We start from the raw sequence: 26,722 nt of genomic DNA on the forward strand, positions 1-26,722 counted from the left end.
CCGCGTCGATCATGCTTCCGCGCGCGCGACGTGGCGGCGGGCGGCCATGGCGCCCCGCTCGCGCCGGCGTTTCATGCGGCGATGTTCGCGCACGAGCACGAGACCCGCGTAGTGTGCAATCTCGGTGGCATCAGCAACATGACGATTCTGGATCCGCGCGGACCGGTCCGCGGCTTCGACTGCGGCCCGGCGAACGCGTTGCTTGATTACTGGGCACAACGCCATTTGGGCACACCGTTCGACGAGAATGGCCGATTCGCCGCCCGCGGACAGGTCAACGATGGGTTGTTGCGCGCGTTACTCGACGAGCCATTTTTCAGCGCGCCGCCCCCGAAAAGCACCGGTCGGGACTTGTTCAACGCGTCATGGCTGCAACGCCGGCTCTCGCCGTTTGCCGACGTGACGCCGCACGACGTGCAAGCGACGCTGATCGCGTTGACGGCTCAAAGCGTCGCGCATGACATCGAGCATTATGCAGGCGGCTGCCAGGCCGTCTACGTATGCGGTGGTGGCGCACGCAATGCCGTCCTGCTAGCGGCGTTGCAAACCGCGCTGCAGCGCGCTGGCGCGGCACACGCTCGCGTCGAAACCACGGATGTCCTCGGCATTGCCCCACATCAAGTCGAGGCGCTGGCATTCGCGTGGCTAGCGATGCGCCATGTCGCACGCCTGCCTGGCAACCTGCCCACCGTCACCGGTGCCGCTGGCGGCCGCGTGCTCGGCGCGTTGTATCCGCGCTAAGCCGTGCCGTTCGCGCACGGCCCGCGGCGGCATGCGTCAGCGGCGTGGTATGCAAACGACAATGGGGGCTGATCCGCCCCCCGTAGTGAGCCGACTCGTGATGGGCCGGCCAACTGATTCCCGTAAGCGTACGGCTTACCTTTTGGTAAGCGTACGCTTACACTGAGAACGACGAGCCGCAGCCGCAGGTGGTGGTCGCATTCGGATTCTTGATCACGAATTGCGCGCCGTTCAAATCGTCCTTGTAGTCGATTTCCGCGCCCAGCAGGTACTGATAACTCATCGAGTCGATCAACAGCCGGACGCCGTTCTTGTCCATCACGGTGTCGTCCTCGTTGACTTCTTCGTCGAACGTAAAGCCGTATTGAAATCCCGAACAGCCGCCGCCTTGCACGAACACGCGCAGCTTCAGTTCCGGGTTGCCTTCTTCATCGATCAGCTGTTTGACCTTGTCGGCGGCTGCGTCCGTGAAGACGAGCGGGGCCGGCATCTCGGTCACAGCGGTGTCGGTCAAAGCGTTCATCGAGTTCTCCAAAAATGCCTTCAACGCTATTCTAGGACTGTTCTGAACATCGTGCCGAAGGCCCTGAAACCAACAGGGACTTGCCCCTGCAAAAGTGCGCCCATGCTGGGCGCACCAAGAAAAAACCGCGGATCGGCTGATCCGCGGTTTTTTGCACGATGCCAGCGCCTGCAGGTGAACCTGCCTGCCGCTCCATCGCGGCGCGCTTAACGCTTGGAGAACTGCTTGCGACGGCGTGCCTTGTGCAAACCTACCTTCTTACGCTCGACTTCACGCGCATCGCGCGTCACGAAGCCAGCGCTCGACAACGTCGGCTTCAGCGTCGCATCGTAGTCGATCAACGCACGGGTGATACCGTGACGCACAGCGCCAGCCTGGCCGGTTTCGCCGCCACCGACCACGTTGACCTTGATGTCAAACGTGTTCGCATGGTTCACCAGATCCAGCGGCTGACGCACAATCATCAGCGATGTCTCGCGCGAAAAGTAGTCGGCGATGGGCTTGCCATTGACGACGATGTCGCCCTTGCCAGCCTTGATAAACACGCGAGCCACTGCACTCTTGCGGCGGCCGGTACCGTAGTTCCAATTTCCGATCATCTGACTGGCTCCTTAGATCTCGAGCGCCTTCGGTTGTTGCGCGGTGTGCGGGTGCGTCGCGTCCGCGTAGACCTTCAGCTTCTTGATCATCGCGTAGCCGAGCGGGCCCTTCGGCAGCATGCCCTTGACGGCCTTCTCAAGTGCACGGCCCGGGAAACGCTCCTGCATCTTGCCAAAAGTCGTTTCATAGATGCCGCCCGGATAGCCCGAGTGACGGTAGTACTTCTTATCGGTCGTCTTGTTGCCGGTGACCTTCAACTTGCCAGCATTGACGACGATGATGAAATCGCCGGTATCGACGTGCGGCGTGAACTCCGGCTTGTGCTTGCCGCGAAGGCGGCGTGCCACTTCGCTGGCGACACGGCCGAGGACCTTGTCCGTCGCGTCAATCACGTACCATTCGCGCTTCACCTCGTGGGCTTTGGCGGAAAACGTCTTCATGATCGATCCAAATGAGATGCTCTGCCCTTCTGTGGTCCTGCTTGTGGATGCGCGTCATGGCGCGGTGCAGGCTCTCCCTGATTCTTCTTCCGCGGGCATTTTCGGAAAAGCTCTGAATTATAAAGGGTTTTCAGACCGGGCGCTACTGCGGCGCTACCCGGGCCCTAACCCAGCCCTAGCACAGTCCACATCATGGCGAAAAAAAACCCGAACCAATGTTCGGGTCCAATCCACCAAAGGAGGAGGGTGGAGGAGACAAGTGGGGGTCGAGCAAGTGTGCGTCGACCAATAGAGAACATTATAAGGATTACGCTGATAAGCCGCAATAAAAACTACATGACGAAACGCACTACCATCATACGAAATGGCACAATAACACCACAAAGAGCCATATCTTCCTTTTCTATCAACCAGTTAATAACCTCTCGCTCACACTGCGCTCGCCCACACTGCGGCCCAACCAGTGAGCGCTCCACCTCACGACGCCGAATAACCATGACGATTTCGCCGCCGTGCGCAGCCAGCCCGATCCGCTGCGGCGAGATCCCGTTGTTTTGTGCCGGCCGATGCGACGCTCACGCGACAGCGCTCATGCGCATTCGTTACAATGTACGCAAACTCAGCTCTAAAAACGCGCGATGGAATGCAAGGTCAGCTGGTTAGGCAAAGACGGAATGGCTTTCATGGCCGAGACAGGCAGTGGCCACATGGTAGCGATGGATGGCGCACCGGAAGGCGGTGGCCGCAACCTCGCCCCGCGACCAATGGAAATGGTGCTGCTGGGCACCGGGGGCTGCACAGCGTACGACGTCGTGATGATTTTGAAGAAAAGTCGCCAGGACATTGTCGACTGCAACGTCACGCTGAAGGCCGAGCGGGCAAGCCAGGACCCGAAGGTATTCACGAAAATCCACTTCCATTTTACGGTAAGCGGCCGGAACTTGAACCCGGCGACCGTGGAGCGCGCGATCAACCTGTCACACGACAAGTATTGCTCCGCCTCGATCATGTTGGCCAAGAGCGCCGAACTTACGCATTCGTTCGAGATCGTCGACGCGTAGCGCGCCTCGCGAAAGGAGACAAAGCAGGCCGGTAAGCCGGATTCTGTGCGTGCGCCAGTTGCCCGGCGCGCGTGACAGCCATTCCTCTAGGCGCGCCATTGCTGACGCGCTCAAGCTTCCTACCCGCAGGTCAGGACGGGGCCCGTCCTTGCGCCTTGCTGCCGACGCGCGCCTGCCTATTTGGAATTGCTCCGGGTGGAGGTTACCGTGCCGGACTGCGTCGCCGCAGCCGCGGTGCGCTCTTACCGCACCGTTTCACCCTTACCTGATCCCGGCTTGCGCCGGGCCATCGGCGGTTTGCTTTCTGTTGCCCTGTTCCGCGTGTCGCCACGGATGGCCGTTAGCCATCACCCTGCCCTATGGAGTCCGGACTTTCCTCGCCCCCCGCGCGATGCGCGGCAGCCGCGGCTGTCTGGCCTACTTTGTGTAGCGCCCATTTTAGCATGGGTGGCGCGGCCCGCGCCGACCTACGCGGAACACCGACGTATCCGCGTAGAACCGCGGATCGGCGTTGGCCGCCCACCAGCCCGGCACGCCAAGCACAGGCAACGGCGAAAACCGCGCGATCGTCAGCGTCTCGCCCTTTTGGGCTCGCTCGCACGGCGCCTGCCGCAGCAGGCCATCGCTGACGTGGCCATCGCCGAGTGCCGTGGCAACACGGGCATCCACGTCGGCCTGGCGCTGCGCCGCGGGCGCATCGAACCAGTCCGGCTCGACTTGGCAGACCCATGCGTGCGCGGTGCATGCGCGATACGGCGTGAGCAGCTTCTCTAGCAGCGCATGGCCGTACACGTACACGGCACAACATGCAGGCCACGCGTGGCGATGGTCGATAAACAGACGGCGCCAGTCAAAAGCGCGCAGCGCTTCGGCTAGCGAACCATCGGAAGTCACAAAGATCGCGCCGTTTTCGTCAAAGTGGGCCAGTGCATCGCGTACCGGCCCCCTGCCGTTGCTCGCCACAGGCGCCCCTGCCTGCCGCCGCGCCTCGGCCATGCCGCAGGCGATCGTGGCAAGCTTGATCCGCGGGAAGGCAAACCAACTCGCCGCGTTAAAGAAATCGTGCAGATTGTCGCGCGTGGGCACGCAACCTGTCGCGGCAATGTGCGCTTCGTAACGCGTGCCGGGTGGCAACACATGTTGCGCCACGAAGGTGAGCGGTAGGTCAGCGCCGATGCACAGCGACGCCGCTTGGGCATCCTGCGTCATCGTGCTGAGCCACGCGCCGACCCCATGAGTCTCGAGCACCCGTTGCCAGCGCATCCCATGGGCCCGGAACGGCTCGAACCACGGTCGCGACCAGTCGATTCGCGCCACGGCCTCGCGCAGCGGTGGCATGGCCGCCATGCGCGCGTCAGCGCAGCTTCCAGCCGAGCGCTTCGCCGGCCTTGAGCGGCACCACGCTGATGCCGCCTGCGTCGATGGCCTCGGGCAACGTCCAACTCGCGCGCTCGAGCGTCACCGTATCGGTGGCGCGCGGCAATCCATAGAAGTCGGCACCATGAAAGCTCGCAAAGCCTTCTAGTCGGTCCAGGGCACCGGCCTCGTCAAAGGCCTGCGCGTACAGCTCCAGCGCATGCAGCGCCGTGTAGCAACCGGCGCAGCCACACGCGTGCTCCTTTAGGCCCTTCGGGTGCGGCGCGCTGTCGGTGCCGAGGAAAAAGCGCGGATGACCCGAGGTAGCCGCCTCAACGAGTGCTACGCGGTGCGCCTCCCGCTTGAGCACCGGCAAGCAGTAATAATGCGGACGGATGCCGCCGACCAGCATCGCGTTGCGGTTCAGCAGCAAGTGGTGAGCGGTGATCGTGGCACCCAGCGTGCCCGGCGCCGCATCCGCGTCGCGCACATACTGCGCCGCGTCGCGCGTCGTGATGTGCTCGAATACCACCTTGAGCGCAGGGAAATCGCGCCGCAACGGCTCGAGCACCCGGTCGATGAACACCTTTTCGCGATCGAACACATCGATTGACGGATCCGTCACCTCGCCGTGGACCAGCAGCGGCAGACCGGTCTGCTGCAACGCCTCCAGCGTAGCCGTGCAGTGGCGCAGATCCGTGACACCGGCGTCCGAATGGGTCGTTGCGCCGGCCGGATACAGCTTCACGCCGTGCACAAAGCCACTTTCGCGGGCCCGCCGGACTTCATCCGGCGGCGTATTGTCGGTCAGGTACAGCGTCATCAGCGGCTCGAACGCGGCGCCCGGGCCCTGCACGGGACGTGCGGCAAGAATACGCTGCCGATAAGCGCCGGCCTGAGCGGTCGTGGTGACTGGCGGCTTCAGATTCGGCATGATGATCGCGCGGCCGAACTGCCGGGCGGTGTGCGGCAGCACCGCTTCGAGCATCGCGCCGTCACGCACGTGCAAGTGCCAATCATCAGGGCGGGCGAGCGTCAGCGTGGCGTTGCCTGACGCGCCGGCGCCAACGCCGGCTACGGTGGAATGGGACTGGGACAGGTTCATGTCGATCGGCAGTTGAGCATGCGCGTCGTGCATGCGAAGGCTCGCCTGAGGTCACGCGTGGATGCGAAGCGACGACTCACACGTCGCTGCTTCGGCTCGGGCGACCCCGGACTCGGTGATATTCTTCAAAAACATCATTGTAGCGGGCGCTAAGCACGCTCGCGCAGCATCACGTTTTCGTATCATGTGCCAACTGCTTGGAATGAATTGCGCGGCGCCCACGGACGTGACCTTTTCGTTCACGGGCTTTGCGGCGCGTGGCGGCGTCACCGACCATCATGCCGATGGCTTCGGCATCGCGTTCTTCGAAGACAAGGCCTGCCGGTTGGCACGACGGACAGCGAACTCGCGTTTTACGCGATTATGCAGCGTCAACGTGCCGGTGCCTGCCGACGTGGCGGCCAAGGCGCGAGCGCCACTGTGCAAGGCCACCGTGGCGTCCGTGTTAAACACCGCAGAGGACGGCGAGTTCACCATCGAGTCCGCGGACGACGTCGCAGCAGTGCAAGCGTAACGTTGCCCGTTCCGCGCCCGCTGCCGGCAGCCCCCTTTGAACCGAATTGACTGATTCGGTATGGCATTACCCGTTTCGCGCTTTGCGATGCCGCGCACCACCTGCAAGATACCCTTCATCGGATAGCAACGGCGCCGGTACTATCGCGCGGACCGAGCCGGCTTTGCGTCTATGCTTTCCATGTCCGCCACGACCAACTGAAGACGCCACGCCCAAGCGGACCCCATACGTGGCGAAACGGTAGCGTGCAACCCGCCGGCGACAGCGGGCCGCTTCCCGGACGAGCGATACCACCGGGGACGCTACGGTCAATGCAGGATCTTAGCCAGGAAATCCTTCGCACGATCCGATTTCGGATTCGCGAAGAAGTCTTCCTTGTGATCATCCTCAACAATCGCTCCCCGGTCCATGAAGATGACCCGATGCGCGACCTTCTTTGCAAAGCCCATTTCGTGCGTCACGCACATCATCGTCATGCCTTCCTGCGCTAGCTCGACCATCACGTCCAGCACTTCATTGATCATCTCCGGATCGAGCGCTGAGGTCGGCTCGTCGAACAACATCGCGATCGGGTCCATTGACAAAGCGCGCGCAATCGCCACGCGCTGCTGCTGACCACCGGACAACTGCCCAGGATACTTATCGGCGTGCGCCTTCAGGCCGACACGATCGAGCAACTTCAGTCCCTTGGCATTCGCCTCGTCCTTTGTGCGCCCGAGCACCTTGATTTGTGCAAGCGTCAGATTCTCGGTGATCGACAGATGCGGGAACAGCTCGAAATGCTGGAACACCATCCCGACTTTCGCACGCAGCTTCGACAAGTTTGTCTTAGGATCACCGATCGATTGCCCATTGATTGTGATCTCACCTTTCTGAAAAGGCTCCAGTCCGTTGACCGTTTTGATCAGCGTCGACTTACCCGAGCCCGACGGGCCGCACACGACCACCACCTCGCCTTTCTTGACCTCGGTCGAGCAATCCGTCAACACCTGGAAGGACCCGTACCACTTTGAAACATTTTTGATCGAAATCATCTTGCGACCTTTTTTTGAAGACCCTTGACGAGGCTTGACGCCACCACGCAAACCACGAAATATACGGCGCCCGCGAACAGCACCATCTCGACGATCGTACCGTCCCGGTCACCGACGTTCGCCGTAGTCTGGAAGAAATCCGCGACGCTGATCACATAAACCAGCGACGTGTCCTGAAACAGCACGATGGCCTGCGTCAGCAACAGTGGTACCATCGCGCGCAGCGCCTGCGGTAGCACAATCAGCCGCATGCCCTGGCCGTAGGTCATGCCAAGCGCGGAGGCAGCGCTGAGCTGTCCGCGCGGCACGGCCTGGATGCCGGCCCGGATAATCTCCGAGTAATACGCGGCCTCGAACAACGAGAACGCGACCATCGCCGACACGAGCCGGATATCAACATCGGGCGACACGTCCAGCAACCGCTGCAGCAGTTGGGGCACCAACAAGAAGAACCACAACAGCACCATCACCAGCGGAATCGAGCGAAACAGGGTCACATAGCCGCGCGCGAACCATTCGAGTGGCTTGAACCCCGACAGCCGCATGAGCGCGAGCAGCGTGCCCCACACGATACCCACGACGATCGCCAACACAGTGATCTGCAAAGTGATCACCGCGCCGGTCCACAGCGTCGGCAGCGCGTCCGGGATGCCTGACCAGTTGAACTGATGCATCATTTGCCTCCGATGTAGCCCGGCAGCCGGGTCTTTTTCTCGACCCAGCGCATGAAGCCCATCACGACCAGGTTGATCAACACGTAAGCGAGCGTCACCGCAATAAACGACTCATAGGCCTGCGCAGTGTAGTCGACCAATTGCCGTGCTTGCGCCGACAGATCCAGCAGGCCGATGGTCGATGCCACGGCGGAGTTCTTGAAAATATTGAGAAACTCGGAGGTCAACGGCGGCACGATGATCCGGAACGCAACTGGCAGCATCACATGGCGATAGGTCTGCGGCAACGTGAAGCCCAGCGCCAAGCCCGCGGCGCGCTGCCCACGCGGCAGCGCATGGATGCCCGAGCGCACCTGCTCGCAGACGCGAGCCGCCGTGAACAGCCCCAGACACAGGATCGATGCCGAGAAGAATTGCGCATTTGGCGGCAGCTGCTTGAACCACGTGCCGATCGATGGCGGCAAAATCTCCGGCAGCACGAAGTACCAGATAAAGAACTGTACGATCAGCGGAATGTTGCGGAACACCGCGACGTAGACCGTGCCAATGCCGGACAGCCATTTGTTCGGCACGGTGCGCAGCACGCCCATCAGCGCGCCGACGAACAGCGCGATCACCCATGCGCATAACGACACCGCAACCGTATTCCACAGCCCCGAGATCAACCAGCCTAGATAGGTCGTCGGCTCGCCGGTCGAAACCGGAGTCATGAAAATGCCCCAATTCCAGTGATAACCCATGACTCAACTCCAAAAAGAAACGGAAGGCGCGCCTGGAGGCAGCATCCCTTCCGTTTCAGTCACGCTTGTCAGTGAACAATGCGATCGAGCAGATCAGTCCATCGCCTTGTCGTTCGGGTTCTTGAACAGCGTCTTCATGTCGTCGGACAGCGGGAAGTTCAAGTTCAACCCCTTCGGCGGGATCGGGGACTCAAACCACTTCTTGTAGATCTGCGCCGCCTCACCCGATGTCTCAACCTTCGCGATCGCCGCATCGACGACCTTCTTGAACGCCGGATCACCCTTGCGCATCATGCAGCCGTACGCTTCGTGCGATTGCGGGGTGCCGACGATCACGAAGTCGCCCGGATGGCTCGACTTCGCGCGTTCGCCGGCGAGCAGCGCATCATCCATCATGAACGCGGCGGCACGGCCGGTCGACAGCGTCAAGAATGACTCGCCATGGTCCTTCGCGCTAATGATGTTCATGCCCATGTTATGGTCCTGATTCAGCTTGCGCAGCAACCGTTCGGACGTCGTACCGGCCGTGGTCACGACCGTCTTGCCCTTCAGATCGGCGAAGTCCTTGATGCCCGAATCCTTCTTGGTCATCAGCCGCGTGCCCACCACGAAAATCGTGTTCGAGAACGCTGCCTGCTTCTGCCGATCCAGGTTGTTGGTGGTCGAGCCGCACTCGATGTCGATCGTACCGTTCTGTACGAGCGGGATGCGGTTTTGCGATGTGATCGGAATCAGCTTGACCTTCAGACCAGGCATCTTCAATTCATGCTTGACCGCCTCGACGATCTTCAGCGCAAGCTCCTGCGAATAACCCACGACGTTCTGCTTCTCGTCATAGTACGAGAACGGAATCGAAGACTCGCGGTGCCCCATCGCAATGACGCCCGAATCCTTGATTTTCTTCAGCGTCTCCATCTCCTGCGCCTGCACGGCCCCGGTCAGGGCGGCCAGGGCAGCCAATGTGAATGCGGCTTTTTTGATGTTCATCCACGATCTCCTTCGCGAAAAGTCGTGTCAGTTTAGCAAAGTCATCGTTATGAAAGTAATGAGTTGAAGTACTAATCTACGAGCTTTTGCGTTCGTTGTTCCGCGCATCGCTTCGCGTCGGCTCGCGTATAGGTCGCCACTGCGTCGCCGATGATCGCGCCGCGTCCAGCCCATGCGAAGACAGACCGCGGGCTCGCGCCACGCGGTCTGTCTGGATTGCAGCAACAGGACTCAGAGACTCAGCAATGGATCACGGATACAGGCCGCGCATCTCGCGCGCCATCAGAATGCGCTTGCACGCGATGATATAGGCTGCGGTGCGCACGGACACGTCATTTTCCTGCGCGACCTGCCAAACGCTGGCAAACGCTTCGCGCATCACGCGCTCCAGCCGGTGGTTGATCTCATCCTCGGTCCAGAAGAAGCTGGAGAAGTCCTGCACCCATTCGAAGTAGGACACCGTGACGCCGCCGGCATTGGCAACCACATCGGGGATCACCAGCACGTTGTTTTCGCGCAGGATATCGTCGGCGAGCGGCGTGGTTGGACCATTCGCTCCCTCGACCACGATCTTCGTGCGGATCCGCGATGCGTTCTTCTCGTTGATCTGGCCTTCGAGCGCAGCAGGGATCAGGATGTCGCTCTCGATACCCCAAAAGTCATCGTCGCCGAGCGGCTCTGCGCCCGCAAAGCCGGCTACGCCGCCTTGCGCCGCAACATGCTCGAGCAACGCATGCGCGTCGATGCCGGACGGCTTGTAGATCGTGCCGGTGTGGTCCTGGACCGCAACCACTTTCGCGCCCGCCTCGACGAACAGCTTCGCGGCGATCCCCCCGACGTTGCCGAATCCCTGCACCGCGACGCGCGCCGCTTCGATATCCAATCCGATGCGCCGTGCCGCCTCGCAACCGACGGTAAACACTCCGCGCCCGGTCGCTTCACGCCGGCCCAGCGATCCCCCCAGCGAGATCGGCTTGCCCGTCACCACGCCCGTCGCAGTTTGGCCGACGTTCATCGAGTATGTGTCCATCATCCACGCCATCACCTGCTCATTGGTGTTGACGTCGGGCGCCGGAATGTCGGTGTTCGGCCCGATGATAATGCCGATTTCGCTCGTATACCGGCGCGTGACCCGCTCCAGTTCGCCGCGCGAGAGCTTGCGCGGGTCGACACGGATGCCGCCCTTCGCGCCGCCATACGGCACGTTGACCGCCGCATTCTTGATCGACATCCACGCGGACAGCGCCATCACCTCGGACAGCGTCACGTCCTGGTGATACCGCACGCCGCCCTTGCCGGGCCCGCGCGACGTGTTGTGCTGAACCCGGTAGCCTTCAAAATGCGCGATCGTGCCATCGTCCATCTCGATTGGCACATCGACGACCAAGATGCGCTTGGGGCGCTTGAGCGTCTCAATCCAGCGTGAAAGCGAGCCCAGGTGCGGCGCAACACGATCGATTTGCTGCAAGTAGGAGCCCCACGGACCCAGCGAATCGGCATGTAAATAAGAAGGCAAAGCGTGCTTGGCAGGCGTCGGTGAATCGTTCGAAACAGTTTGCTGCGCGGACATGAATAGGTCCTCTTCGGTCAAGATGGGCGCCATTGTGAGAAAGCGGCAAGACTAAATCCAATGCCGAATTATCATGATCTATGCGTTTCTTGCATAACGTGCGGCGGCGCACGCAGCACACCAGAAAACTCGCCATGGCGTCGCTGTCTTCGGATCGGCCTCGCCGTTGGCTACGCATCGGCAGCCAGCTCGGCCGCCAGGCGCCACACCGTGTCCACCAACTCGCCGCGCGCCTCGTCGCTGTGCGACGCTAGCTTGTCGCGATACAATCGGATCTCCATCGCAAGCGTAAATCGATCAGCAGTCGCGCCCCGCATCGGACGGTCGAGCCGCACGAGGCGCTCAGCCGCCACCGCGTCCTCCACCGCGCTATGCGGCAGGAACGCGACGCCGTGGCCAGCCAGCGTCATCGCCTTGAGCCCCTCGGCCATGTCAGTCTCGTACACTTTGTCCAGGTACAGCGGGACTGACGCAGTGCCAATGATTGTCTCCGTCAATCGTCCTAAATACGCATTCGGCGTATACGATAGATAGGGAACCGGTGCTTCCTTCGTGCCTGGCAGCGTGAAACACGCGCGGCCGCTGCGCGTCGTCGCGGCGAACGGGCTGATCGGCTCGATTCCCAGCACGAGCATGTCGTAGCGCGCGGGATCCAGCGCAACGGGATGACTTGGGTGATGATAGCCCATCACCAGGTCGCAGCCACCCTCCACCAACGACAGCACCGCGTCATGCACGTTCAGCGCACGCAGCCGCGCATGGACCCGCCCGGTATGCTTCTCGATACTGTCCAGCCAGCGCGGAAAGAAGGTCAACGACAGCGTGTGCGGTACGGCGAACTCGATCGTCGCAGCTGGCGCTCGCCCGTGGCCGCGCAACACGGTGCGGGCTTCGTGAAACTGGGACAGCATCGTCAGCGCCTGCTCGTAGAACACTTGTCCGGCTTGCGTGAGCCGCGTCGGGTACACCGAGCGGTCGATCAGCTCGGTGCCAAGCCAGGCTTCCAGCGCCTGGATGCGCCGCGAAAACGCGGGCTGCGTCACATGCCGCAGTTCGGCTGAGCGGCTGAAGCTTCGCGTCTCGGCCAGCGACACGAAGTCTTCCAGCCATTTCAGTTCCATGCAACGACTCCGTTAGCCATCCTCGCGCCGCGATGCGCCCACGCGTCGGGCCGCGCGGCATCGCGCTGCGCCACACCGGAAGACGGCCACGGCACAGCGCGCAGCCTCCATTGTAGCGTTCAGCGCCCGTCACAACGCCAGCGACCACGCACCAACCGGCGACGGACCGCACGGCGCCGGTGCAGCGGCGCTGCGATAAGGCGCACCGACCGGCACACGCTAGTGGCGCTGGCCGGCCTGGCCCTATTCTTCTGGGCCAAGGGCAGCGGCATCAAGTCAAGCAGCACAGGTCGCGCAGTGAGCAGCTTCGCAATCACACGGGTGGGACTCATCGCGCTGGTGCAACGGTGCATACCCGCATGCTCGGACGGGGGCGGCCGGCGGCGACGGCTCAGCAACGGCATGGCGGGTGGATTGTCAGTAAAATAATAGACTTTTATTCTCGCAGAAGGCCACACGATGCGCCGGCCTGGCATCGACACCTCCAACTGACCGACTCGCCGGTCGGCTCACCGATACGCAGGAACCGCTCATGCCTCCTTTCCTGACTGAATTGCCTCATGACAAACCAGTGGCGTTGCGCGTCGTGCCGCAGCCTCGCGATGCCAACGTGCATGGCGACGTGTTCGGCGGCTGGATCATGGCTCAGGTTGACATCGCCGGTGCGATCCCGGCCTCGCGGCGCGCGAACGGCCGCGTCGTCACGGTCGCGGTCAATTCGTTTGTCTTCAAGCAGCCGGTGTTCGTCGGCGACCTGCTCAGCTTCTATACAGACATCATCCGCACCGGTCGCACGTCGATCACCGTCGACGTGTCGGTCTATGCGCAACGCATGGGCCTGGTCGGCGAAACCGTTAAGGTTACCGAAGCGACGCTGACCTATGTCGCGACCGATTCGCAGCGCCGTCCGCGTGAACTGCCGCCACTCGGCTGATGCCCACCGCTCGGCTGCTGCCCGACACTCGCGAGCAGCACGGCGACCTCGTTGCCCAGAATCGGACGCGAGAACAAAAAGCCTTGCATCTTGTCGCACGAGCGGGCTTTCAGGAAATCGACATCGATCGCGTGGTATGACTCGGCACGCTCGCGCCAGGGCGGTTCCGCGTCGCGCTTGCCGATCATCGGCGCCGGGTACGCCAGACCGGCGTCCCGCGCGAATGCCTTGTTGCAGCCAAAGTAGCGCGAGACCCGGTCTTTCCAGAACACGCGCTGCGGATGGAATATTGTCAGGCCTGCTTGAAGGGTCTTGTCAGGCCTACTTAAACGGTCCCATTCAGATCCGCGTTAACTGACATTGCCGGTTTTGCGCCGGCATACTCGATTTGCCCCGACCGGCATTGGCTGGTTTGCGCCGACCCGCGTTGCTTGCGCCTGCGCCAGCCGGCATTGCCCCAGTTTGCGTTAAACGACATTGCCCAGACGTGCGCAATGGCTTCTCAGATTAGGCCGAACGACTTCATCGCAGGAATGAAATCGTGGTTTGCCACCGGCTTTCGCGACAGCTTGGCCAGCACATACCGGTGAAACGGCGGCAGCGTGGCCCAGCGGGCGACACTGACCGGGGCCACCCCGGCCAGTGAGCATTGCTTAAGCAACGCGTCGGGCACCGCATCGGTACGCTGCCATGCGGGCGACATGTCCGGCGCCGGCATGGGTGACTCGCCGCTGAGATGGGTCCGCAGCATCTCGGCAAGCGCCTGGTCGAAGCGGCGCTCGATCTGCGGATCGTCGTCCAGCGGAAAGCGCGCCAATAGCTCACGATCCGCGTGGGGCAACGCCTGCCATTGCGTCAGCGAGATGCGCACGCCAAAGCGATCCAGATTGTAGCGGACCGCCAGCGGGATGTACGTGAGGTTTTCACAAGATGAAACCTCGAAGTCGAGCAATAGCGGAGTATCGAGCAACGGCATGGTCGTGAGCATCCGAAAAAAGCGGTGAGTGGCACGGAATATCGGCAACGACATCGGTAGGTCGCCCGCGGATGCACCGCATGCAGCCGGCATCGCGTGTTTCAGGTATTGTAGGACGATTGAATCTTTATCCCTTCATTGCTCCTTATGCCTCTGCCTACCGAGCCGCGCGCTACCCACCCGCGCGGCACAGACGCCGGCGCCAATGCCAATACCACCAGCAATACCGCTGCTGGCACTGCCGATATTACCGGCACCAGCACCGCCAGTACCAACACCGATACAGGCTCGAGCCCCCGCACCGGGGTCGACATCGACAACGATACCGGAAAATCCGGCTTGCTGGAGCGACCCATACTGCGCACGATAGCCGGCGGGCGGCGGGTAGAGCACGATGTTGTCGCCGACGAAGTACCGGTGGCGCTGGTATTTAACGGGATCTCGCACGCTGTAATGATGTGCACGCCGCGGGACCTGGACCTGCTCGCGGTCGGCTTTGCGTTGACCGAGGGGATCGTATCGTCAGGCAGCGAAATCCATGACATTGAGGTGCTGATGCACGACGAGGGCTACGCGCAGGTGCAGCTCACGCTGGTGCAGCACGCGTTCGCGTCGCTGAAAGACAGGCGCCGCGCCCTGGCCGGACGGACCGGTTGCGGCGTGTGCGGCATCGAAAGCGTGCAATTGCTCGACCTGGAGCCGGAGCACATTGAGCATACTGGTTTCCTGCAGCGTCTGGCCGCGGATGCGCTTGCGCGCGCGGTGCGGGAATTGCCGGCGCACCAGCCGCTGATGCAGGCGTGCGGCGGCGTGCACGCGGCCGCATGGTGCGATGCCCGCGGTACGATCCGCTATGCGTTCGAGGACGTCGGCAGGCACAATGCGCTGGACAAGCTGATCGGACAACTCGTGCTCGCCCGCGAGGACATGCGCGACGGCTTTGTGTTCCTGTCGAGCCGAGCCAGCTATGAACTGGTGCGCAAATGCGCGCGCGTGAGCGTGCCGATGGTGGCGACGATCTCCGCGCCGACCGCGCTCGCCGTGTCGATCGCGGCCAAAGCCGGCATCCGGCTAGTCAGTTTTTGTCGCGAATCCGGCTACGTCGAGTACAGCGCGCCGGCACTGCCCCGCTAGATGAGCGCGGCCGGCGGCGAGCCGTGGCGGCGCCGTGCGATATTGCAGCCGTCGTCCAGCGTAGCAGTCACTCGAACGGCGTGAAGTCCGGCTTGCGCTTTTGCAGGAACGCGCTCATCGCTTCGCGCGCCTGCGGTGAGCGCAGCATCCGGCCGAATTGCTCCGCCTCCTCGGCAATGCGTTGCGCGACCTGCGCCTGCGTATCCTGCTTGAGCAGCATCTTGGTCACGCGCAGCGACGACGCGGGCAGCGCCACGAGCTTCGCCGCCTGCGCCAGCGCGAATTCGTGCAACTGCGCGAGCGGCAGCACCCGGCTCACGATGCCGATCGCTTGAGCCTCATGCGCATCGAATGGCTCGCCGAGCAGCAGCGTCTGCGCAGCGCGCTGGTAGCCAGCCAGCCGCGGCAGCAACAGGCTCGCGGCCGCCTCGGGACACAACCCGAGTTGTGTGAACGGCAGCGAGAAGCGCGCGTCGTCGGCCGCATAGACCAGGTCGCAATGCAGCAGCAGCGTCGTGCCGATGCCGACCGCCGGGCCCGACACCGCGGCAACGATCGGCTTGGCCGCCGTGCTGATCTGCTGTAGGAATTGGAACACCGGAGCATCCGGCCCAGACGGCGGCCGCTGCATGAAGTCCTCTAGGTCATTGCCTGCGCAAAACACCCCGTCATGGCCGCGAATCAGAATCGCGCGCACCAACGCATCGTCGCGAGCCTGCGCGAGCGCGTCGGCCATTGACTGGTACATCGCGGCAGTCATCGCATTTTTCTTGTCCGGTCGGTTCAACTGGAGGGTCAGCACGCCGCGCGCACGTTCAATGACGATATCCATCGTCCGATGTCTCCTCGGTTGACCGATCGCACACGGCACGCGGGTAGGGCGACCCGGCACGAACCGTCGCACAAGCGGCGAATAAAAAACGGCTCGCCAAGCACTGCCCGCGAGCCGTCCACGCGCCGCGCCAATTATGCATCCCGACGCATCGGCGCGTTATACCCGTTCGAGGATACCGGCGGCACCCATGCCGGTCCCGACGCACATCGTCACCATGCCGTACTTTTGCTTGTGCCGACGCAGCCCATGCACGAGCGTGGCGGCGCGGATCGCCCCCGTGGCGCCCAGCGGGTGGCCCAACGCGATCGCGCCGCCCAGCGGGTTCACCTTGGTCTGGTCAAGCCCCAGTTCCCCGATCACCGCCAACGCCTGCGCGGCAAACGCCTCGTTCAATTCGATCCAGTCGATGTCCTGCAGCGCCAGGCCGGCGGCCTTCAGTGCGGCCGGAATGGCTTCCTTCGGACCGATACCCATGATCTCCGGCGGCACGCCGCGCACCGCAAAACTCACGAAGCGCGCCAGCGGTGTGAGGTTGAATTGCTTGAGGATCTTCTCCGACACCACGACCAGCGCACCGGCACCATCCGAGGTCTGCGAGCTGTTGCCGGCCGTCACCGTGCCCTTGTTCGCGAACACGGTTTTGAGCTTGCCGAGCCCTTCCAGCGTCGTGTCGGCACGGGGCCCTTCGTCCAGCGCGATCTCACGCGCGTTCACGATGATCTGGCCACTCGCCAGATCTGGCATGCGGTCCGTCACCGTGTACGGCGCGATCTCGTCGGCAAATTCGCCCGCCTGCTGAGCGGCCAACGCCTTTTGGTGCGAGCGCAGCGAGAACTCGTCCTGCGCCTCGCGCGACACTTCCCAGCGCTGAGCCACGCGCTCGGCGGTCAGCCCCATCCCATAGGCAATGCCGATATGCTCGTCGGCATCGAAGATATGCGGCGACAACGAAGGCTTGTTGCCCAGCATCGGCACCATGCTCATCGACTCGCAGCCGCCGGCGAGCATCACATCCGCTTCGCCGACACGGATGCGATCAGCCGCCATCGCCAGCGCGGTCAAGCCGGACGCGCAAAAGCGGTTCACCGTAACGCCGCCAACGCTGGGCGGCAAGCCGGCCAACAGCGCGCCAATACGCGCGACGTTCAGGCCCTGCTCCGCCTCCGGGATCGCACAGCCGACGATGGCATCCTCGATCAGCTTCGTATCGAGTGCCGGCACCTGCGCGAGGGCCGAGCGGATCGCGTGAGTCAGCAACTCATCAGGGCGCGTATTGCGCAAAGCACCGCGCGGCGCCTTGCCGATCGGCGTGCGGCTGGCCGCGACGATGTAGGCATCTTGCACTTGTTTGCTCATCTCAAGACTCCTTGTCGGGCCGCGTTAGTTGCGCACCGGCTTGCCGGTCTGCAGCATGCCCATAATCCGTTCCTGCGTCTTCTGCGTGCCGAGCAGCGCAACGAACGCACGGCGCTCGAGCGCGAGCAGCCACGCCTCATCAACGGTACTGCCCGCTTCGACGTCCCCACCGCAGATCGTCTCGGCGATGCGGCAGGCGATCAGGAAATCGTGTTCGCTGATAAAGCGCCCGTCGCGCATGTTAACCAGCGACGCCTTGATGGTTGAAATTGCCGAACGTCCCGCCACCGGGATCGCGTTGGCCGGCAGCGGCGGCCGATAGCCGGCCGCTGCCAGCGCGCGTGCTTCGTGCTTTGCGGTGTCGAGCAATTCGTGCACGTTAAAGACAATCGTGTCTGACGGCTTCAAATAACCGAGCATGCGCGCCTCGTGCGCGGACGACGACACTTTCGCCATCGCCGCCGCCTCGAAGGGCTTTTGCAAGAACTGCAGCAGATTGCCCGTCGCCCCTGCGTCGGCCGCGGCCTGAGCCGCGCGCAGCGCCGCCTCCTTAAGCCCGCCGCCGGCCGGCACCAGTCCCACGCCGACTTCGACCAGCCCGATATAGGTCTCCACGTGGGCGACGCGCTTGGCACTATGCAGCAGCAGTTCACAGCCGCCCCCCAGCGCAATGCCCGACGCGGCCGATACCACCGGCACGTTCGCGTACTTCACGCGCAGCATGCCCTGCTGAAATTTTTGCACGAATGGCTCGATGCCCTTGGCGCCGCCCATCATGAACGCGGGCATCGCTTCCTCGAGATTCGCGCCCGCGGAGAACGGGCCGCCCGGCGCACCGAGCTTCAGCGACGTCGGCTGCCAGATCACCAGCGCCTTGTATTGCTGTTCAGCAACGTCGATCGCCTGCGTGATTCCATCGATCACGCCCGGCCCGATCGTATTCATCTTCGACTTAAACGACAGAATCAGCACATCGTCCTCGCCGGCCCGCTCGTCGACCCATGCGCGCACCGCGTCAGTCTCGAACACCGTCTTGCCATACGTGCGCGGATCGTTGCTGGCCTCGCCAACCAGCGGTGCGCGGAACACCTGCTTGCGATAGACTGGCAGCGTGCTGCGCGGCACGAACGTGCGCCGCGCTGGCGACCACGAGCCCTGTGCGGTATGCACGCCGCCTTGCTCCCCAACTGGGCCCTCCAGCACCCATGCCGGTAGCGCCACGTCGGCCAATGCCTTGCCGGCGCGGATGTCTTCCTTGACCCATTCGGCAACCTGCTTCCAGCCGGCGGCCTGCCACCCTTCGAACGGCCCCTCAGTCCAGCCAAAGCCCCAGCGGATCGCCAGGTCGACGTCACGCGCGTTATCGGCGATCGATTCGAGGTGCACAGCAATGTAGTGGTACACATCACGGAAGATCGACCACAGGAATTGCGCCTGTGGATGCGTGGACTCGCGCAACAGCTTCAACCGCTCGGCGGGCGCACGCTTCAGGAGGCGGGCGACGAGCTCGTCGGCCTTGGCGCCACTGTCCACGTACTCGCCGATCTTCGCGTCCAGCACCTTGATGGCCTTGCCTTCCTTCTTGTAGAACCCCGCACCGCTCTTTTGCCCGAGCGCGCCCTTAGCCACCAGCGCGGCGAGCACCGGCGGCGTCTGGTAGATCGGGAAGAACGGATCGTCGGCCAGGTTGTCCTGCATCGTCTTGATGACGTGCGCCATCGTATCCAGGCCAACCACGTCGGCGGTACGGAACGTGGCCGACTTTGCGCGGCCTAGCCGTGAGCCGGTCAGGTCGTCGACCTCGTCAAAACGCAAGCCGAACTTGGCTGCCTCGGCGATCACTGCGAGGATCGAGAAGATGCCGACGCGGTTTGCAATGAAGTTCGGTGTGTCCTTGGCGCGCACCACGCCCTTGCCGACCACGCTGGTGAGCACGGTCTCGAGTTGATCGAGTATCTCCGGGCGCGTATGCTCGGTCGGAATCAGCTCGACCAGATGCATGTAGCGCGGTGGATTGAAAAAGTGCACGCCGCAAAAACGCGCTTTCAGGTCATCGGAGAAGCCTTCCGAGAGCCGAGTAATCGACAGTCCCGACGTATTGGTCGCGAAGATCGCCTTCTCGCCGATATACGGGGACACCTTCTTGTACAGATCGTGCTTCCAGTCCATGCGCTCGGCGATCGCCTCGATTACCAAGTCGCACTCGCGCAGCTTGTCTAAGTCGTCCTCGTAGTTGGCGACGACGATATGCGCGGCATCGCCCTTCACGCCGAGCGGCGCCGGCGACAGCTTTTTTAGGTGCTCGATCGCGTTGAGCGCGATGCCGCTCTTGGGTCCCTCCTTCGCGGGCAGGTCAAACAGCAGCACCGGCACCTTCGCGTTGATTAGGTGCGCCGCGATCTGCGCGCCCATCACGCCGGCGCCCAGCACCGCCACCTTGCGAATGATCAGATTGCTCACGTGTCTCTCCAATTAGAGCCAGCTCCCATCCATTAAAACAGCGCTTCGTCGATCTCGGTCAGCGGCTTGGCTCCGGCACGCGCGGCGCGGATCGTGAAGGCCGTCTCGGGTAACAGCTTCGCAAAGTAGAACCGCGCGGTCGCGAGCTTGGACCGGTAGAATGGGTCGCCGCTACCTTGCTTGTCCAGCGCCAGACGGGCCATGCGCGCCCAAAAGTACGAGAACACTAAATGCCCGACCGTGCGCAGGTACGGTACCGCCGCGGCGCCAACTTCGTCCGGGCTCTGCATCGCCTTCATGCCGATTTCCATCGTCAGCTTCTGTACCTTTTCGCCGATGTCCGCCAGCGGATTGACGAACTCCTGCATGTCGGGGTTGATGCCCTCGGCCTGGACAAAATCCTGCACGAGCTTGCCAAACTTCTTCAGCTTCGCGCCCATGTCGCCGAGCACCTTGCGCCCCAGCAGGTCCAGCGACTGAATCGTGTTAGTGCCTTCGTAAATCATGTTGATGCGCGCATCACGCACATATTGCTCGATGCCCCACTCAGCGATATAGCCATGGCCGCCCAACACCTGCATGGCGTTGTTGGTCGCCTCGAACGCGTTGTCGGTCAGGAACGCCTTGATGACCGGTGTGAGCAACGCAACCAGGTCGGCCGCATCCCGGCGCACCGCCTCGTCCTCGTGCGACAGTTCCTTGTCGATCTGCAGAGCCGCCCAGTACGTGAACGCGCGCCCCGCCTCGACGTAGGCCTTCTGCGTCAACAACATGCGTCGCACATCCGGGTGCACGATGATCGGGTCGGCCGCCTTGTCCGGCGCCTTAGGACCGCTAAGCGAGCGCATCTGCAGCCGCTGCCTCGCGTAGGCGAGCGAGTTCTGGTACGCGACTTCGGTCAGCCCCAGGCCTTGCATGCCCACGCCGAGCCGCGCCGCATTCATCATCACGAACATCGCATTCAAGCCCTTGTTCGGCTCGCCGACCAGCCAGCCCCTGGCATCATCCAGATTGATTACGCACGTCGCATTGCCATGGATGCCCATCTTGTGCTCGATCGAGCCACACTTGACGCCGTTGCGCTGCCCAGGCTCGCCGTTGTCGTCCGGGATGAACTTGGGCACGATGAACAATGAAATGCCCTTGGTCCCCGCCGGCGCGTCCGGCAACCGCGCGAGCACCAGGTGGACGATGTTGTCGGCGAGGTCGTGCTCGCCGCTCGAAATAAAGATCTTCGTGCCGGTAATCGAGTACGAGCCGTCGCCGTTGGGCTCGGCCCGCGTGCGCAAGATCCCAAGGTCGGTGCCGCAATGCGGCTCGGTCAAGCACATCGTGCCGGTCCACTGACCGGATACCAGCTTCGGTAGATACCGCTGTTGAAGCTCCGGCGTGCCGTGCGCGTGCAGGCATTCGTACGCGCCGTGCGACAGGCCAGGATACATGGTCCATGCCTGGTTCGCCGAATTGAGCATCTCGTACAGCGCGTTGTTCACGAACGCGGGCAAGCCCTGGCCGCCATAGGCCGGATCGCAGCCCAACGCCGGCCAGCCGGCCTCGATATACTGCTGGTACGCTTGCTTGAAGCCCTCGGGCGTGGTCACCACGCCGTCGCCGACATACGTACAACCCTGCTGGTCGCCAACCTGGTTCAACGGAAACAGGACCTCGGAGCAGAACTTGCCCGCCTCCTGCAGCACCGCATTGATCGTATCGGCATCCAGATCCGCGTGCTTAGGCAGTTGCTTCAGTTCGGCTTCGACGTTCAGCAATTCGTGCAAGACGAATTGCATGTCGCGCAACGGTGCAGCGTACTGTCCCATGACTCTCTCCGTTTTGAGTAAGGCACCGGCGATGCGCGGGATGATCTGCCCGCGTCAGCGACCAGCGTCGCTTTGATACGACACAAAAACTTTGTCGAGCACCCGCCACGCAACCTCGACCGCATCCGGCAAGCGCAGGAAACGCGCATCGTGGTGCAGCCCGAGCGTCACGCTGTACAACTCGAACAGCATCAGCCGCGGGTCGGTATCCGTACGCAGATGCCCTTCATCCTTGGCTTGCAAGATGGCACGGATCAGCGTGCCGCGCCAGGTACTGACGCTGCGCGCGAGCTCCTCGCGCACGGCGCTGGCGGCTCGATCATCGTACTCGACGGCACCACTGATATAGATGCAACCGGTGGTAACCTCCTGAATCCGCTTCTCCATCCATCGGCCAACCAGCGCCTTGAGGCGCGGCAATCCGCGCGGCTCCCGAATCGCCGGGAAGAACACTTCCTGTTCGAAGCGCTGGTGGTATTCTCGGATCACCTCGACTTGCAAATCCTCGCGCGAACCGAAGTGCGCGAACACACCACTTTTGCTCATCTGCATGCGCTCGGCCAGCAGACCGATTGTCAACCCCTCAAGCCCGTCCCGGCTCGCCAGGTCCAACGCAGCATCCAAGATCGCCGCACGGGTTTGTTCGCCTTTTCGCATCGCCATTTTTTTACCGTTCATTCATTGCCCCGCAAAATAGAACGGCCGTACTATTATTGTGGGGGACCGCCCGCGGAAACAAGCTTTTTATTAGAAACGAGTTTCTAACAAGCACGACCGTGCTGTACAGCTGATGACCGGTCATCCACGTGATGATGTGATTCGATGTCCGTGCTCCGGTCCCGCGCGTTTGGGGTGCTGCGTGGCGCACCGTCGAACCCGCATGTGCGCCATTTCAAGTGATTTTGCGAACCGGATCAAGAACAGCCCATCTTGCGGCACAATAACGACAGACCATGCTCGTATCCGGCCATGCCGCCGGCTCAGCCGTTTAGCATTGATCGATGCCGGCTTTTACTTGGATTGCATCATCAATCGTAGCTGCCGATGGTGAGCAGCTTCATTGCGAGCCAATATCCGTTATACGCGATCCAGTTCGCCACCCGCACCAGCCACGGCCGCGATGCGTAACGCTGCGGGTCGATGGCGCGCGATTGCTCCACAGCCTCAAGAATGGCAGCGCGTATGCCGGCCACCTCGGGATGCCGGAACAACACTAGGTTTGCTTCATGGTTGAGCACCAGCGACAGCGCATCGAGGTTGGATGATCCGATCGTGCCCCAAACGCCATCGACCACCGCGACCTTGCCATGCAGCATCGTCCGGTCATATTCGGCAATCCGGATACCCACGCGCAGCAACGACTGATAGAGAAACGGCACCGCGTAGTCCAGCGCGACAAATTCGTTGCGTCCGATCACCAGTGACACCCGCACGCCACGGCGTGCTGCGCGGACCAACTCGCGGCGCATCCGGCGGCTGGGCACGAAGTACGGGTTAGCCACCAGGATCTCGTCACGCGCCTGCCGAATCGCCAGCCGATAGGCACGCTCGATCGCACGCCGATTATTGACGTTATCGCGCGCGACGAACGCGACCTGCGGTACGTCCGCCGGCGTGCCGAGCGCCCCGAGCGCACGGCGGCGTGCCCGGGCGGTACGCGGCGTGGCGTCGCCGGGATGAGCGCGGCCAGCAACGGTTGAGCGGCGGGCCGCCGCGGCATCGGTTGCTGGGGCGCTGCCCGGCCCGTGCGCGTGCGCCGGACGTTCGTCCGGCACCGCCGGCGGCGGTGGAATCCGAGCTTGCTGGATACGTCGCCATTGCAGGTCGAACGCCTCGACCAGATCCACGACGGCGGGACCGATCACCTCGGCCGAATAGTCCCATCGGGCAAACGGCAACGGGTGGCCCGCCTCCAGCCGGTCGTCTACGACGTTGTGTCCGCCGCAAAAACCATAGCGCCGATCGACGGCAGCCAGCTTGCGATGGGTGCGGGACAATCCGAAGCGGACACTGAAGACGCCCGGATTATAGATACGGTGCTCGATGCCGGCATCGTGCCATGCATGTAGCAATTCACTGCGCGGGGTGCCGATGCCGTCGGTAATCACCCGCACGCGCACGCCCCTCGCGGCGGCACGCGCCAGCGCCGCGCTGACGCGCGCGCCGCAGGGATCGTTGCAGAAAATATACGTCTCGAGCGCGACTTCGTGTTCGGCCGCGTCAATCCGCTCGATTAACGCATCGAACAACGCGGTGCCAGATTTAAAGATCCGCACGTCATTGCCGGCGGTAAAGCGCAACCGAGGCTTACGACGGCCACCCAGCATCGTCTGTCGAAGCTGAACCAGACGCCCGATGGTGGCCACCATTGCCGCGCTCCGCTCAACTGGCAGCGAGTCGCCCCGGCAACTGCAGGATCGCGTCGCGATTGGATGCCGAAAAACAACGCGCTGCGGCGTCCCGATAGGGCAGCCACGCATACGCGACGTGTTCGCGCGGTGCCAGCGTGATATCGATGGATTGCGGCACGCAGAGACTAAACCAGTGCTCGATATTGTGCTTTACGCCGGGCGCATAGCGATGGCGCCATTGTGGATAGATTTCGTACTCGATCGCCTGGCGCCAATCGAGCAGCGCGTCGGCCGGCACCTGCGCCGTGCCGACCGTGATGCCGGTCTCCTCGAACACTTCGCGTGCCGCGGTCCGCGCCAGCGGCTCGTCGGGCGTGTCCTTCGAGCCGGTCACCGATTGCCAGAAACCAGGGCGATCGGCGCGTTCGATGACCAGCACGTCCAGCGTGGCGGTATGAATCACCACCAGCACCGACTCCGGGATCTTGAACGGCCGGGACATCGGCAACTTGCGCCGCGCGCCGAACTACGCGTTCGCCGGCTCGGCGTTGCGCAGCCGGATATGCAAGTCGCGCAATTGACGCTCATCCACCTCGCTCGGCGCTTGCGTGAGCAGGCACTGCGCACGCTGGGTCTTCGGGAACGCGATCACGTCGCGAATCGAATCCGCACCGGCCATCATCGTGACGATCCGGTCCAGGCCGAATGCAATGCCACCGTGCGGCGGCGCGCCGTATTGCAATGCGTCGAGCAAGAAGCCAAATTTCGCACGCGCTTCCTCTGGACCGATCTTCAACGCGCGGAACACCTTGCTTTGCACGTCTTCACGATGGATCCGCACCGAACCGCCGCCAATTTCCCAGCCGTTGAGCACCATGTCGTACGCTTTGGCAAGGCAACGACCCGGATCGACTTCCAAATATTCGAGGTGTTCGTCCTTAGGGCTGGTGAACGGGTGATGCGCAGCCACCCAGCGATTGTCCTCGTCATCGTACTCGAACATCGGGAAATCGATGACCCACAGCGGCTTCCAACCCTGCTCGACCAGTCCGGCATCGCGGCCGAACGCCGAGTGGCCGATTTTCAGCCGCAGCGCGCCGAGGCTGTCGTTGACCACCTTGGCGCGGTCCGCGCCGAAGAAAAGGATGTCGCCGTCCTGCGCGCCGGTGCGCTCAAGGATCGCCGCAATGCACGCATCATGCAGGTTCTTCACGATCGGGCTTTGCAAGCCATCGCGCCCCTTGGCCACCTCATTGACCTTGATCCACGCGAGACCCTTTGCACCATAGATGCGCACGAAGTCCGTATAGCCGTCGATATCGCCACGCGTCAACTCCGCCCCGTTGGGCACGCGCAGTGCGGCCACGCGGCCGTCCTTCGTGTTCGCCGGCGTGCTGAACACCTTGAAATCGACGTCCTTCATCACGTCGGTCAACTCGGTGAATTCTAGCTTCACGCGCAGGTCCGGCTTGTCCGAGCCGAAGCGGCGCATTGCTTCCGCATGCTGCATGACCGGGAATGGATCGGCGAGCTCGACATCGATCGTCGTCTTGAACACATGGCGAATCATCGCCTCGAACAGGTCGCGGATCTCCTGCTCGTTCAGGAACGACGTCTCGCAGTCGATCTGCGTGAACTCCGGCTGCCGGTCCGCGCGCAGGTCCTCGTCGCGGAAGCACTTTGTGATTTGATAATACCGGTCGAAGTTGGCCACCATCAGCAGCTGCTTAAACAGCTGCGGCGACTGCGGCAACGCAAAGAACATCCCTGCGTTCACGCGCGATGGCACCAGATAGTCGCGTGCGCCTTCCGGCGTGCTCTTCGTGAGCATCGGCGTCTCGATATCGATAAACCCCTGCTCGTCCAAGTACTTGCGCGACTCCATCGCGACACGGTAACGTAGACGCAGGTTGTGCTGCATCTGCGGCCGGCGCAGGTCCAGCACGCGATGCGTCAGACGCGTGGTCTCCGACAGGTTTTCGTCGTCCAGTTGGAACGGCGGCGTCACCGATACGTTGAGTACCGTCAGCTCGTGGCACAACACTTCGATCTGGCCACTGGTCAGGTTCGCGTTGAGGGTGCCTTCCGGGCGCGCCCGCACGATGCCGACCACACGCACACAAAACTCATGCCGCACCCCTTCGGCGGTCTTGAACATGTCCGGCCGGTCTGGGTCGCACACCACTTGCACCAATCCCTCGCAGTCGCGCAAGTCGATGAAGATGACACCGCCATGGTCGCGGCGCCGATGCACCCAGCCGCAAAGCGACACCGATTGGCCCAGCAGTTTTTCAGTCACCCGACCACAATATTCAGATCTCATCGACATGATGTTCGTCTTTCGTTCGTAAAGATGGGCGTCGGCGGCGCGACCGGCCTCATGCCGGCGC

The 26,722-nt window shown here is 62.7% G+C and carries 24 protein-coding genes, 1 other RNA gene and 2 pseudogenes; 5 read left to right on the forward strand and 22 right to left on the reverse strand.

Annotated elements, in window-relative coordinates; all coding sequences use genetic code 11:
• Positions 1-15 precede the first annotated feature (15 nt).
• Positions 16-741 (forward strand): annotated as a pseudogene (locus tag KPG66_RS11080) (anhydro-N-acetylmuramic acid kinase); the annotation flags it as partial.
• A gap of 157 nt (positions 742-898) precedes the next feature.
• Here the strand turns inward: KPG66_RS11080 and erpA are convergent.
• The 3 genes from erpA to rplM all read right to left on the reverse strand — a co-directional run bounded on the left by erpA (position 899) and on the right by rplM (position 2,304).
• Complete coding sequence (gene erpA / locus KPG66_RS11085; RefSeq protein ID WP_041753846.1) at positions 899-1,264, reverse strand: iron-sulfur cluster insertion protein ErpA; 366 nt, start codon at positions 1,262-1,264, stop codon at positions 899-901.
• Between the two features lie 206 nt (positions 1,265-1,470).
• Positions 1,471-1,863, reverse strand: a complete 393-nt coding sequence (rpsI, locus tag KPG66_RS11090; RefSeq protein WP_013436282.1) for a 30S ribosomal protein S9 — start codon at positions 1,861-1,863, stop codon at positions 1,471-1,473.
• 12 nt (positions 1,864-1,875) lie between these two features.
• On the reverse strand, positions 1,876-2,304 hold the full coding sequence (gene rplM, locus KPG66_RS11095) for a 50S ribosomal protein L13 (RefSeq protein WP_013436283.1): 429 nt from the start codon (positions 2,302-2,304) through the stop codon (positions 1,876-1,878).
• Positions 2,305-2,942: 638 nt separating this feature from the next.
• Here rplM and KPG66_RS11100 point away from each other — a divergent pair.
• Positions 2,943-3,365: an OsmC family protein gene (locus KPG66_RS11100; protein WP_013436284.1), complete on the forward strand. Its 423-nt coding sequence runs from the start codon at positions 2,943-2,945 to the stop codon at positions 3,363-3,365.
• A gap of 16 nt (positions 3,366-3,381) precedes the next feature.
• On the opposite strand, the gene rnpB is transcribed toward KPG66_RS11100, so the two are convergent.
• The 3 genes from rnpB to pyrC all read right to left on the reverse strand — a co-directional run bounded on the left by rnpB (position 3,382) and on the right by pyrC (position 5,826).
• Positions 3,382-3,789, reverse strand: an RNA gene (gene rnpB / locus KPG66_RS11105) — RNase P RNA component class A.
• Positions 3,790-3,803: 14 nt separating this feature from the next.
• Complete coding sequence (locus KPG66_RS11110; protein WP_237070902.1) at positions 3,804-4,712, reverse strand: DUF3025 domain-containing protein; 909 nt, start codon at positions 4,710-4,712, stop codon at positions 3,804-3,806.
• Positions 4,713-4,719: 7 nt separating this feature from the next.
• Positions 4,720-5,826 carry a dihydroorotase gene (pyrC, locus tag KPG66_RS11115; RefSeq protein ID WP_237071020.1) on the reverse strand — a complete coding sequence of 369 codons (1,107 nt, stop codon included), beginning with the start codon at positions 5,824-5,826 and terminating at the stop codon, positions 4,720-4,722.
• Positions 5,827-6,010: 184 nt separating this feature from the next.
• Between pyrC and KPG66_RS18015 the strand changes: the two are divergent.
• Positions 6,011-6,154 (forward strand): annotated as a pseudogene (locus KPG66_RS18015) (class II glutamine amidotransferase); the annotation flags it as partial.
• Between the two features lie 494 nt (positions 6,155-6,648).
• On the opposite strand, the gene KPG66_RS11125 reads toward KPG66_RS18015, so the two are convergent.
• The 6 genes from KPG66_RS11125 to KPG66_RS11150 form a co-directional block, all read right to left on the reverse strand.
• A complete protein-coding gene (locus KPG66_RS11125) occupies positions 6,649-7,374 on the reverse strand; it encodes an amino acid ABC transporter ATP-binding protein (protein WP_237070903.1) in 726 nt (241 codons plus the stop codon).
• Entirely contained in the window at positions 7,371-8,048 is a 678-nt protein-coding gene (gltK, locus tag KPG66_RS11130; protein ID WP_237070904.1) for a glutamate/aspartate ABC transporter permease GltK, read from the reverse strand. Before gltK ends, KPG66_RS11125 begins: the two co-directional genes overlap by 4 nt.
• A complete protein-coding gene (locus tag KPG66_RS11135) occupies positions 8,048-8,788 on the reverse strand; it encodes an amino acid ABC transporter permease (RefSeq protein WP_237070905.1) in 741 nt (246 codons plus the stop codon). The genes gltK and KPG66_RS11135 overlap by 1 nt, the downstream gene beginning before the upstream one ends.
• A gap of 93 nt (positions 8,789-8,881) precedes the next feature.
• Complete coding sequence (locus KPG66_RS11140; protein WP_237070906.1) at positions 8,882-9,775, reverse strand: glutamate/aspartate ABC transporter substrate-binding protein; 894 nt, start codon at positions 9,773-9,775, stop codon at positions 8,882-8,884.
• A 250-nt stretch (positions 9,776-10,025) separates the two neighbouring features.
• Positions 10,026-11,345 carry a Glu/Leu/Phe/Val family dehydrogenase gene (locus KPG66_RS11145; RefSeq protein ID WP_049786485.1) on the reverse strand — a complete coding sequence of 440 codons (1,320 nt, stop codon included), beginning with the start codon at positions 11,343-11,345 and terminating at the stop codon, positions 10,026-10,028.
• A 170-nt stretch (positions 11,346-11,515) separates the two neighbouring features.
• Positions 11,516-12,466: a LysR family transcriptional regulator gene (locus KPG66_RS11150; protein WP_013436293.1), complete on the reverse strand. Its 951-nt coding sequence runs from the start codon at positions 12,464-12,466 to the stop codon at positions 11,516-11,518.
• Between the two features lie 532 nt (positions 12,467-12,998).
• On the opposite strand from KPG66_RS11150, the gene KPG66_RS11155 reads away from it, so the two are divergent.
• Positions 12,999-13,400, forward strand: coding sequence for an acyl-CoA thioesterase (locus KPG66_RS11155; RefSeq protein WP_237070907.1), 402 nt, complete (start codon positions 12,999-13,001; stop codon positions 13,398-13,400).
• Here KPG66_RS11155 and KPG66_RS11160 read toward each other — a convergent pair.
• The gene (locus tag KPG66_RS11160; RefSeq protein WP_237070908.1) at positions 13,346-13,672 is read right to left on the reverse strand and encodes a hypothetical protein; all 327 of its coding nucleotides are present in this window, start codon (positions 13,670-13,672) and stop codon (positions 13,346-13,348) included. The genes KPG66_RS11155 and KPG66_RS11160 overlap by 55 nt on opposite strands.
• Before the next feature lie 230 nt (positions 13,673-13,902).
• Positions 13,903-14,376 carry a nitrate reductase associated protein gene (locus KPG66_RS11165; RefSeq protein ID WP_041754496.1) on the reverse strand — a complete coding sequence of 158 codons (474 nt, stop codon included), beginning with the start codon at positions 14,374-14,376 and terminating at the stop codon, positions 13,903-13,905.
• Positions 14,377-14,514: 138 nt separating this feature from the next.
• On the opposite strand from KPG66_RS11165, the gene fdhD reads away from it, so the two are divergent.
• Positions 14,515-15,510: a formate dehydrogenase accessory sulfurtransferase FdhD gene (gene fdhD, locus KPG66_RS11170; RefSeq protein ID WP_237070909.1), complete on the forward strand. Its 996-nt coding sequence runs from the start codon at positions 14,515-14,517 to the stop codon at positions 15,508-15,510.
• Between the two features lie 67 nt (positions 15,511-15,577).
• Here the strand turns inward: fdhD and KPG66_RS11175 are convergent, their stop codons facing one another.
• The 8 genes from KPG66_RS11175 to aspS all read right to left on the reverse strand — a co-directional run bounded on the left by KPG66_RS11175 (position 15,578) and on the right by aspS (position 26,661).
• Positions 15,578-16,342, reverse strand: coding sequence for an enoyl-CoA hydratase (locus KPG66_RS11175; protein WP_237070910.1), 765 nt, complete (start codon positions 16,340-16,342; stop codon positions 15,578-15,580).
• Between the two features lie 159 nt (positions 16,343-16,501).
• On the reverse strand, positions 16,502-17,701 hold the full coding sequence (locus tag KPG66_RS11180) for an acetyl-CoA C-acyltransferase (RefSeq protein WP_237070911.1): 1,200 nt from the start codon (positions 17,699-17,701) through the stop codon (positions 16,502-16,504).
• A 24-nt stretch (positions 17,702-17,725) separates the two neighbouring features.
• Positions 17,726-20,161: a 3-hydroxyacyl-CoA dehydrogenase/enoyl-CoA hydratase family protein gene (locus KPG66_RS11185; protein WP_237070912.1), complete on the reverse strand. Its 2,436-nt coding sequence runs from the start codon at positions 20,159-20,161 to the stop codon at positions 17,726-17,728.
• A gap of 32 nt (positions 20,162-20,193) precedes the next feature.
• On the reverse strand, positions 20,194-21,981 hold the full coding sequence (locus KPG66_RS11190; protein WP_013436303.1) for an acyl-CoA dehydrogenase C-terminal domain-containing protein: 1,788 nt from the start codon (positions 21,979-21,981) through the stop codon (positions 20,194-20,196).
• A 54-nt stretch (positions 21,982-22,035) separates the two neighbouring features.
• Positions 22,036-22,638, reverse strand: coding sequence for a TetR/AcrR family transcriptional regulator (locus KPG66_RS11195; protein ID WP_041754497.1), 603 nt, complete (start codon positions 22,636-22,638; stop codon positions 22,036-22,038).
• A 371-nt stretch (positions 22,639-23,009) separates the two neighbouring features.
• On the reverse strand, positions 23,010-24,350 hold the full coding sequence (locus tag KPG66_RS11200; protein ID WP_442929430.1) for a phospholipase D-like domain-containing protein: 1,341 nt from the start codon (positions 24,348-24,350) through the stop codon (positions 23,010-23,012).
• A 13-nt stretch (positions 24,351-24,363) separates the two neighbouring features.
• Entirely contained in the window at positions 24,364-24,834 is a 471-nt protein-coding gene (gene nudB / locus KPG66_RS11205; protein ID WP_041753851.1) for a dihydroneopterin triphosphate diphosphatase, read from the reverse strand.
• A 24-nt stretch (positions 24,835-24,858) separates the two neighbouring features.
• Positions 24,859-26,661 (reverse strand): aspartate--tRNA ligase, encoded by a 1,803-nt coding sequence (gene aspS, locus KPG66_RS11210; protein ID WP_041754498.1) that lies wholly within the window; start codon positions 26,659-26,661, stop codon positions 24,859-24,861.
• Positions 26,662-26,722 lie beyond the last annotated feature (61 nt).

Origin of the sequence: Mycetohabitans sp. B2 (assembly GCF_021733735.1) — a bacterium.
GTDB lineage: Bacteria > Pseudomonadota > Gammaproteobacteria > Burkholderiales > Burkholderiaceae > Mycetohabitans > Mycetohabitans rhizoxinica.

Excerpts from the sequence above, each read along its gene's own strand:
- erpA (WP_041753846.1), bottom strand. The coding sequence starts at position 1,264 with ATGAACGCTTTGACCGACACCGCTGTGACCGAGATGCCGGCCCCGCTC.
- rpsI (WP_013436282.1), bottom strand. The coding sequence starts at position 1,863 with ATGATCGGAAATTGGAACTACGGTACCGGCCGCCGCAAGAGTGCAGTG.
- rplM (WP_013436283.1), bottom strand. The coding sequence starts at position 2,304 with ATGAAGACGTTTTCCGCCAAAGCCCACGAGGTGAAGCGCGAATGGTAC.
- KPG66_RS11100 (WP_013436284.1), top strand. The coding sequence starts at position 2,943 with ATGGAATGCAAGGTCAGCTGGTTAGGCAAAGACGGAATGGCTTTCATG.
- KPG66_RS11110 (WP_237070902.1), bottom strand. The coding sequence starts at position 4,712 with ATGGCGGCCATGCCACCGCTGCGCGAGGCCGTGGCGCGAATCGACTGG.
- pyrC (WP_237071020.1), bottom strand. The coding sequence starts at position 5,826 with ATGAACCTGTCCCAGTCCCATTCCACCGTAGCCGGCGTTGGCGCCGGC.
- KPG66_RS11125 (WP_237070903.1), bottom strand. The coding sequence starts at position 7,374 with ATGATTTCGATCAAAAATGTTTCAAAGTGGTACGGGTCCTTCCAGGTG.
- gltK (WP_237070904.1), bottom strand. The coding sequence starts at position 8,048 with ATGCATCAGTTCAACTGGTCAGGCATCCCGGACGCGCTGCCGACGCTG.
- KPG66_RS11135 (WP_237070905.1), bottom strand. The coding sequence starts at position 8,788 with ATGGGTTATCACTGGAATTGGGGCATTTTCATGACTCCGGTTTCGACC.
- KPG66_RS11140 (WP_237070906.1), bottom strand. The coding sequence starts at position 9,775 with ATGAACATCAAAAAAGCCGCATTCACATTGGCTGCCCTGGCCGCCCTG.
- KPG66_RS11145 (WP_049786485.1), bottom strand. The coding sequence starts at position 11,345 with ATGTCCGCGCAGCAAACTGTTTCGAACGATTCACCGACGCCTGCCAAG.
- KPG66_RS11150 (WP_013436293.1), bottom strand. The coding sequence starts at position 12,466 with ATGGAACTGAAATGGCTGGAAGACTTCGTGTCGCTGGCCGAGACGCGA.
- KPG66_RS11155 (WP_237070907.1), top strand. The coding sequence starts at position 12,999 with ATGCCTCCTTTCCTGACTGAATTGCCTCATGACAAACCAGTGGCGTTG.
- KPG66_RS11165 (WP_041754496.1), bottom strand. The coding sequence starts at position 14,376 with ATGCCGTTGCTCGATACTCCGCTATTGCTCGACTTCGAGGTTTCATCT.
- KPG66_RS11175 (WP_237070910.1), bottom strand. The coding sequence starts at position 16,342 with ATGGATATCGTCATTGAACGTGCGCGCGGCGTGCTGACCCTCCAGTTG.
- KPG66_RS11180 (WP_237070911.1), bottom strand. The coding sequence starts at position 17,701 with ATGAGCAAACAAGTGCAAGATGCCTACATCGTCGCGGCCAGCCGCACG.
- KPG66_RS11190 (WP_013436303.1), bottom strand. The coding sequence starts at position 21,981 with ATGGGACAGTACGCTGCACCGTTGCGCGACATGCAATTCGTCTTGCAC.
- KPG66_RS11195 (WP_041754497.1), bottom strand. The coding sequence starts at position 22,638 with ATGCGAAAAGGCGAACAAACCCGTGCGGCGATCTTGGATGCTGCGTTG.
- KPG66_RS11200 (WP_442929430.1), bottom strand. The coding sequence starts at position 24,350 with ATGGTGGCCACCATCGGGCGTCTGGTTCAGCTTCGACAGACGATGCTG.
- nudB (WP_041753851.1), bottom strand. The coding sequence starts at position 24,834 with ATGTCCCGGCCGTTCAAGATCCCGGAGTCGGTGCTGGTGGTGATTCAT.
- aspS (WP_041754498.1), bottom strand. The coding sequence starts at position 26,661 with ATGTCGATGAGATCTGAATATTGTGGTCGGGTGACTGAAAAACTGCTG.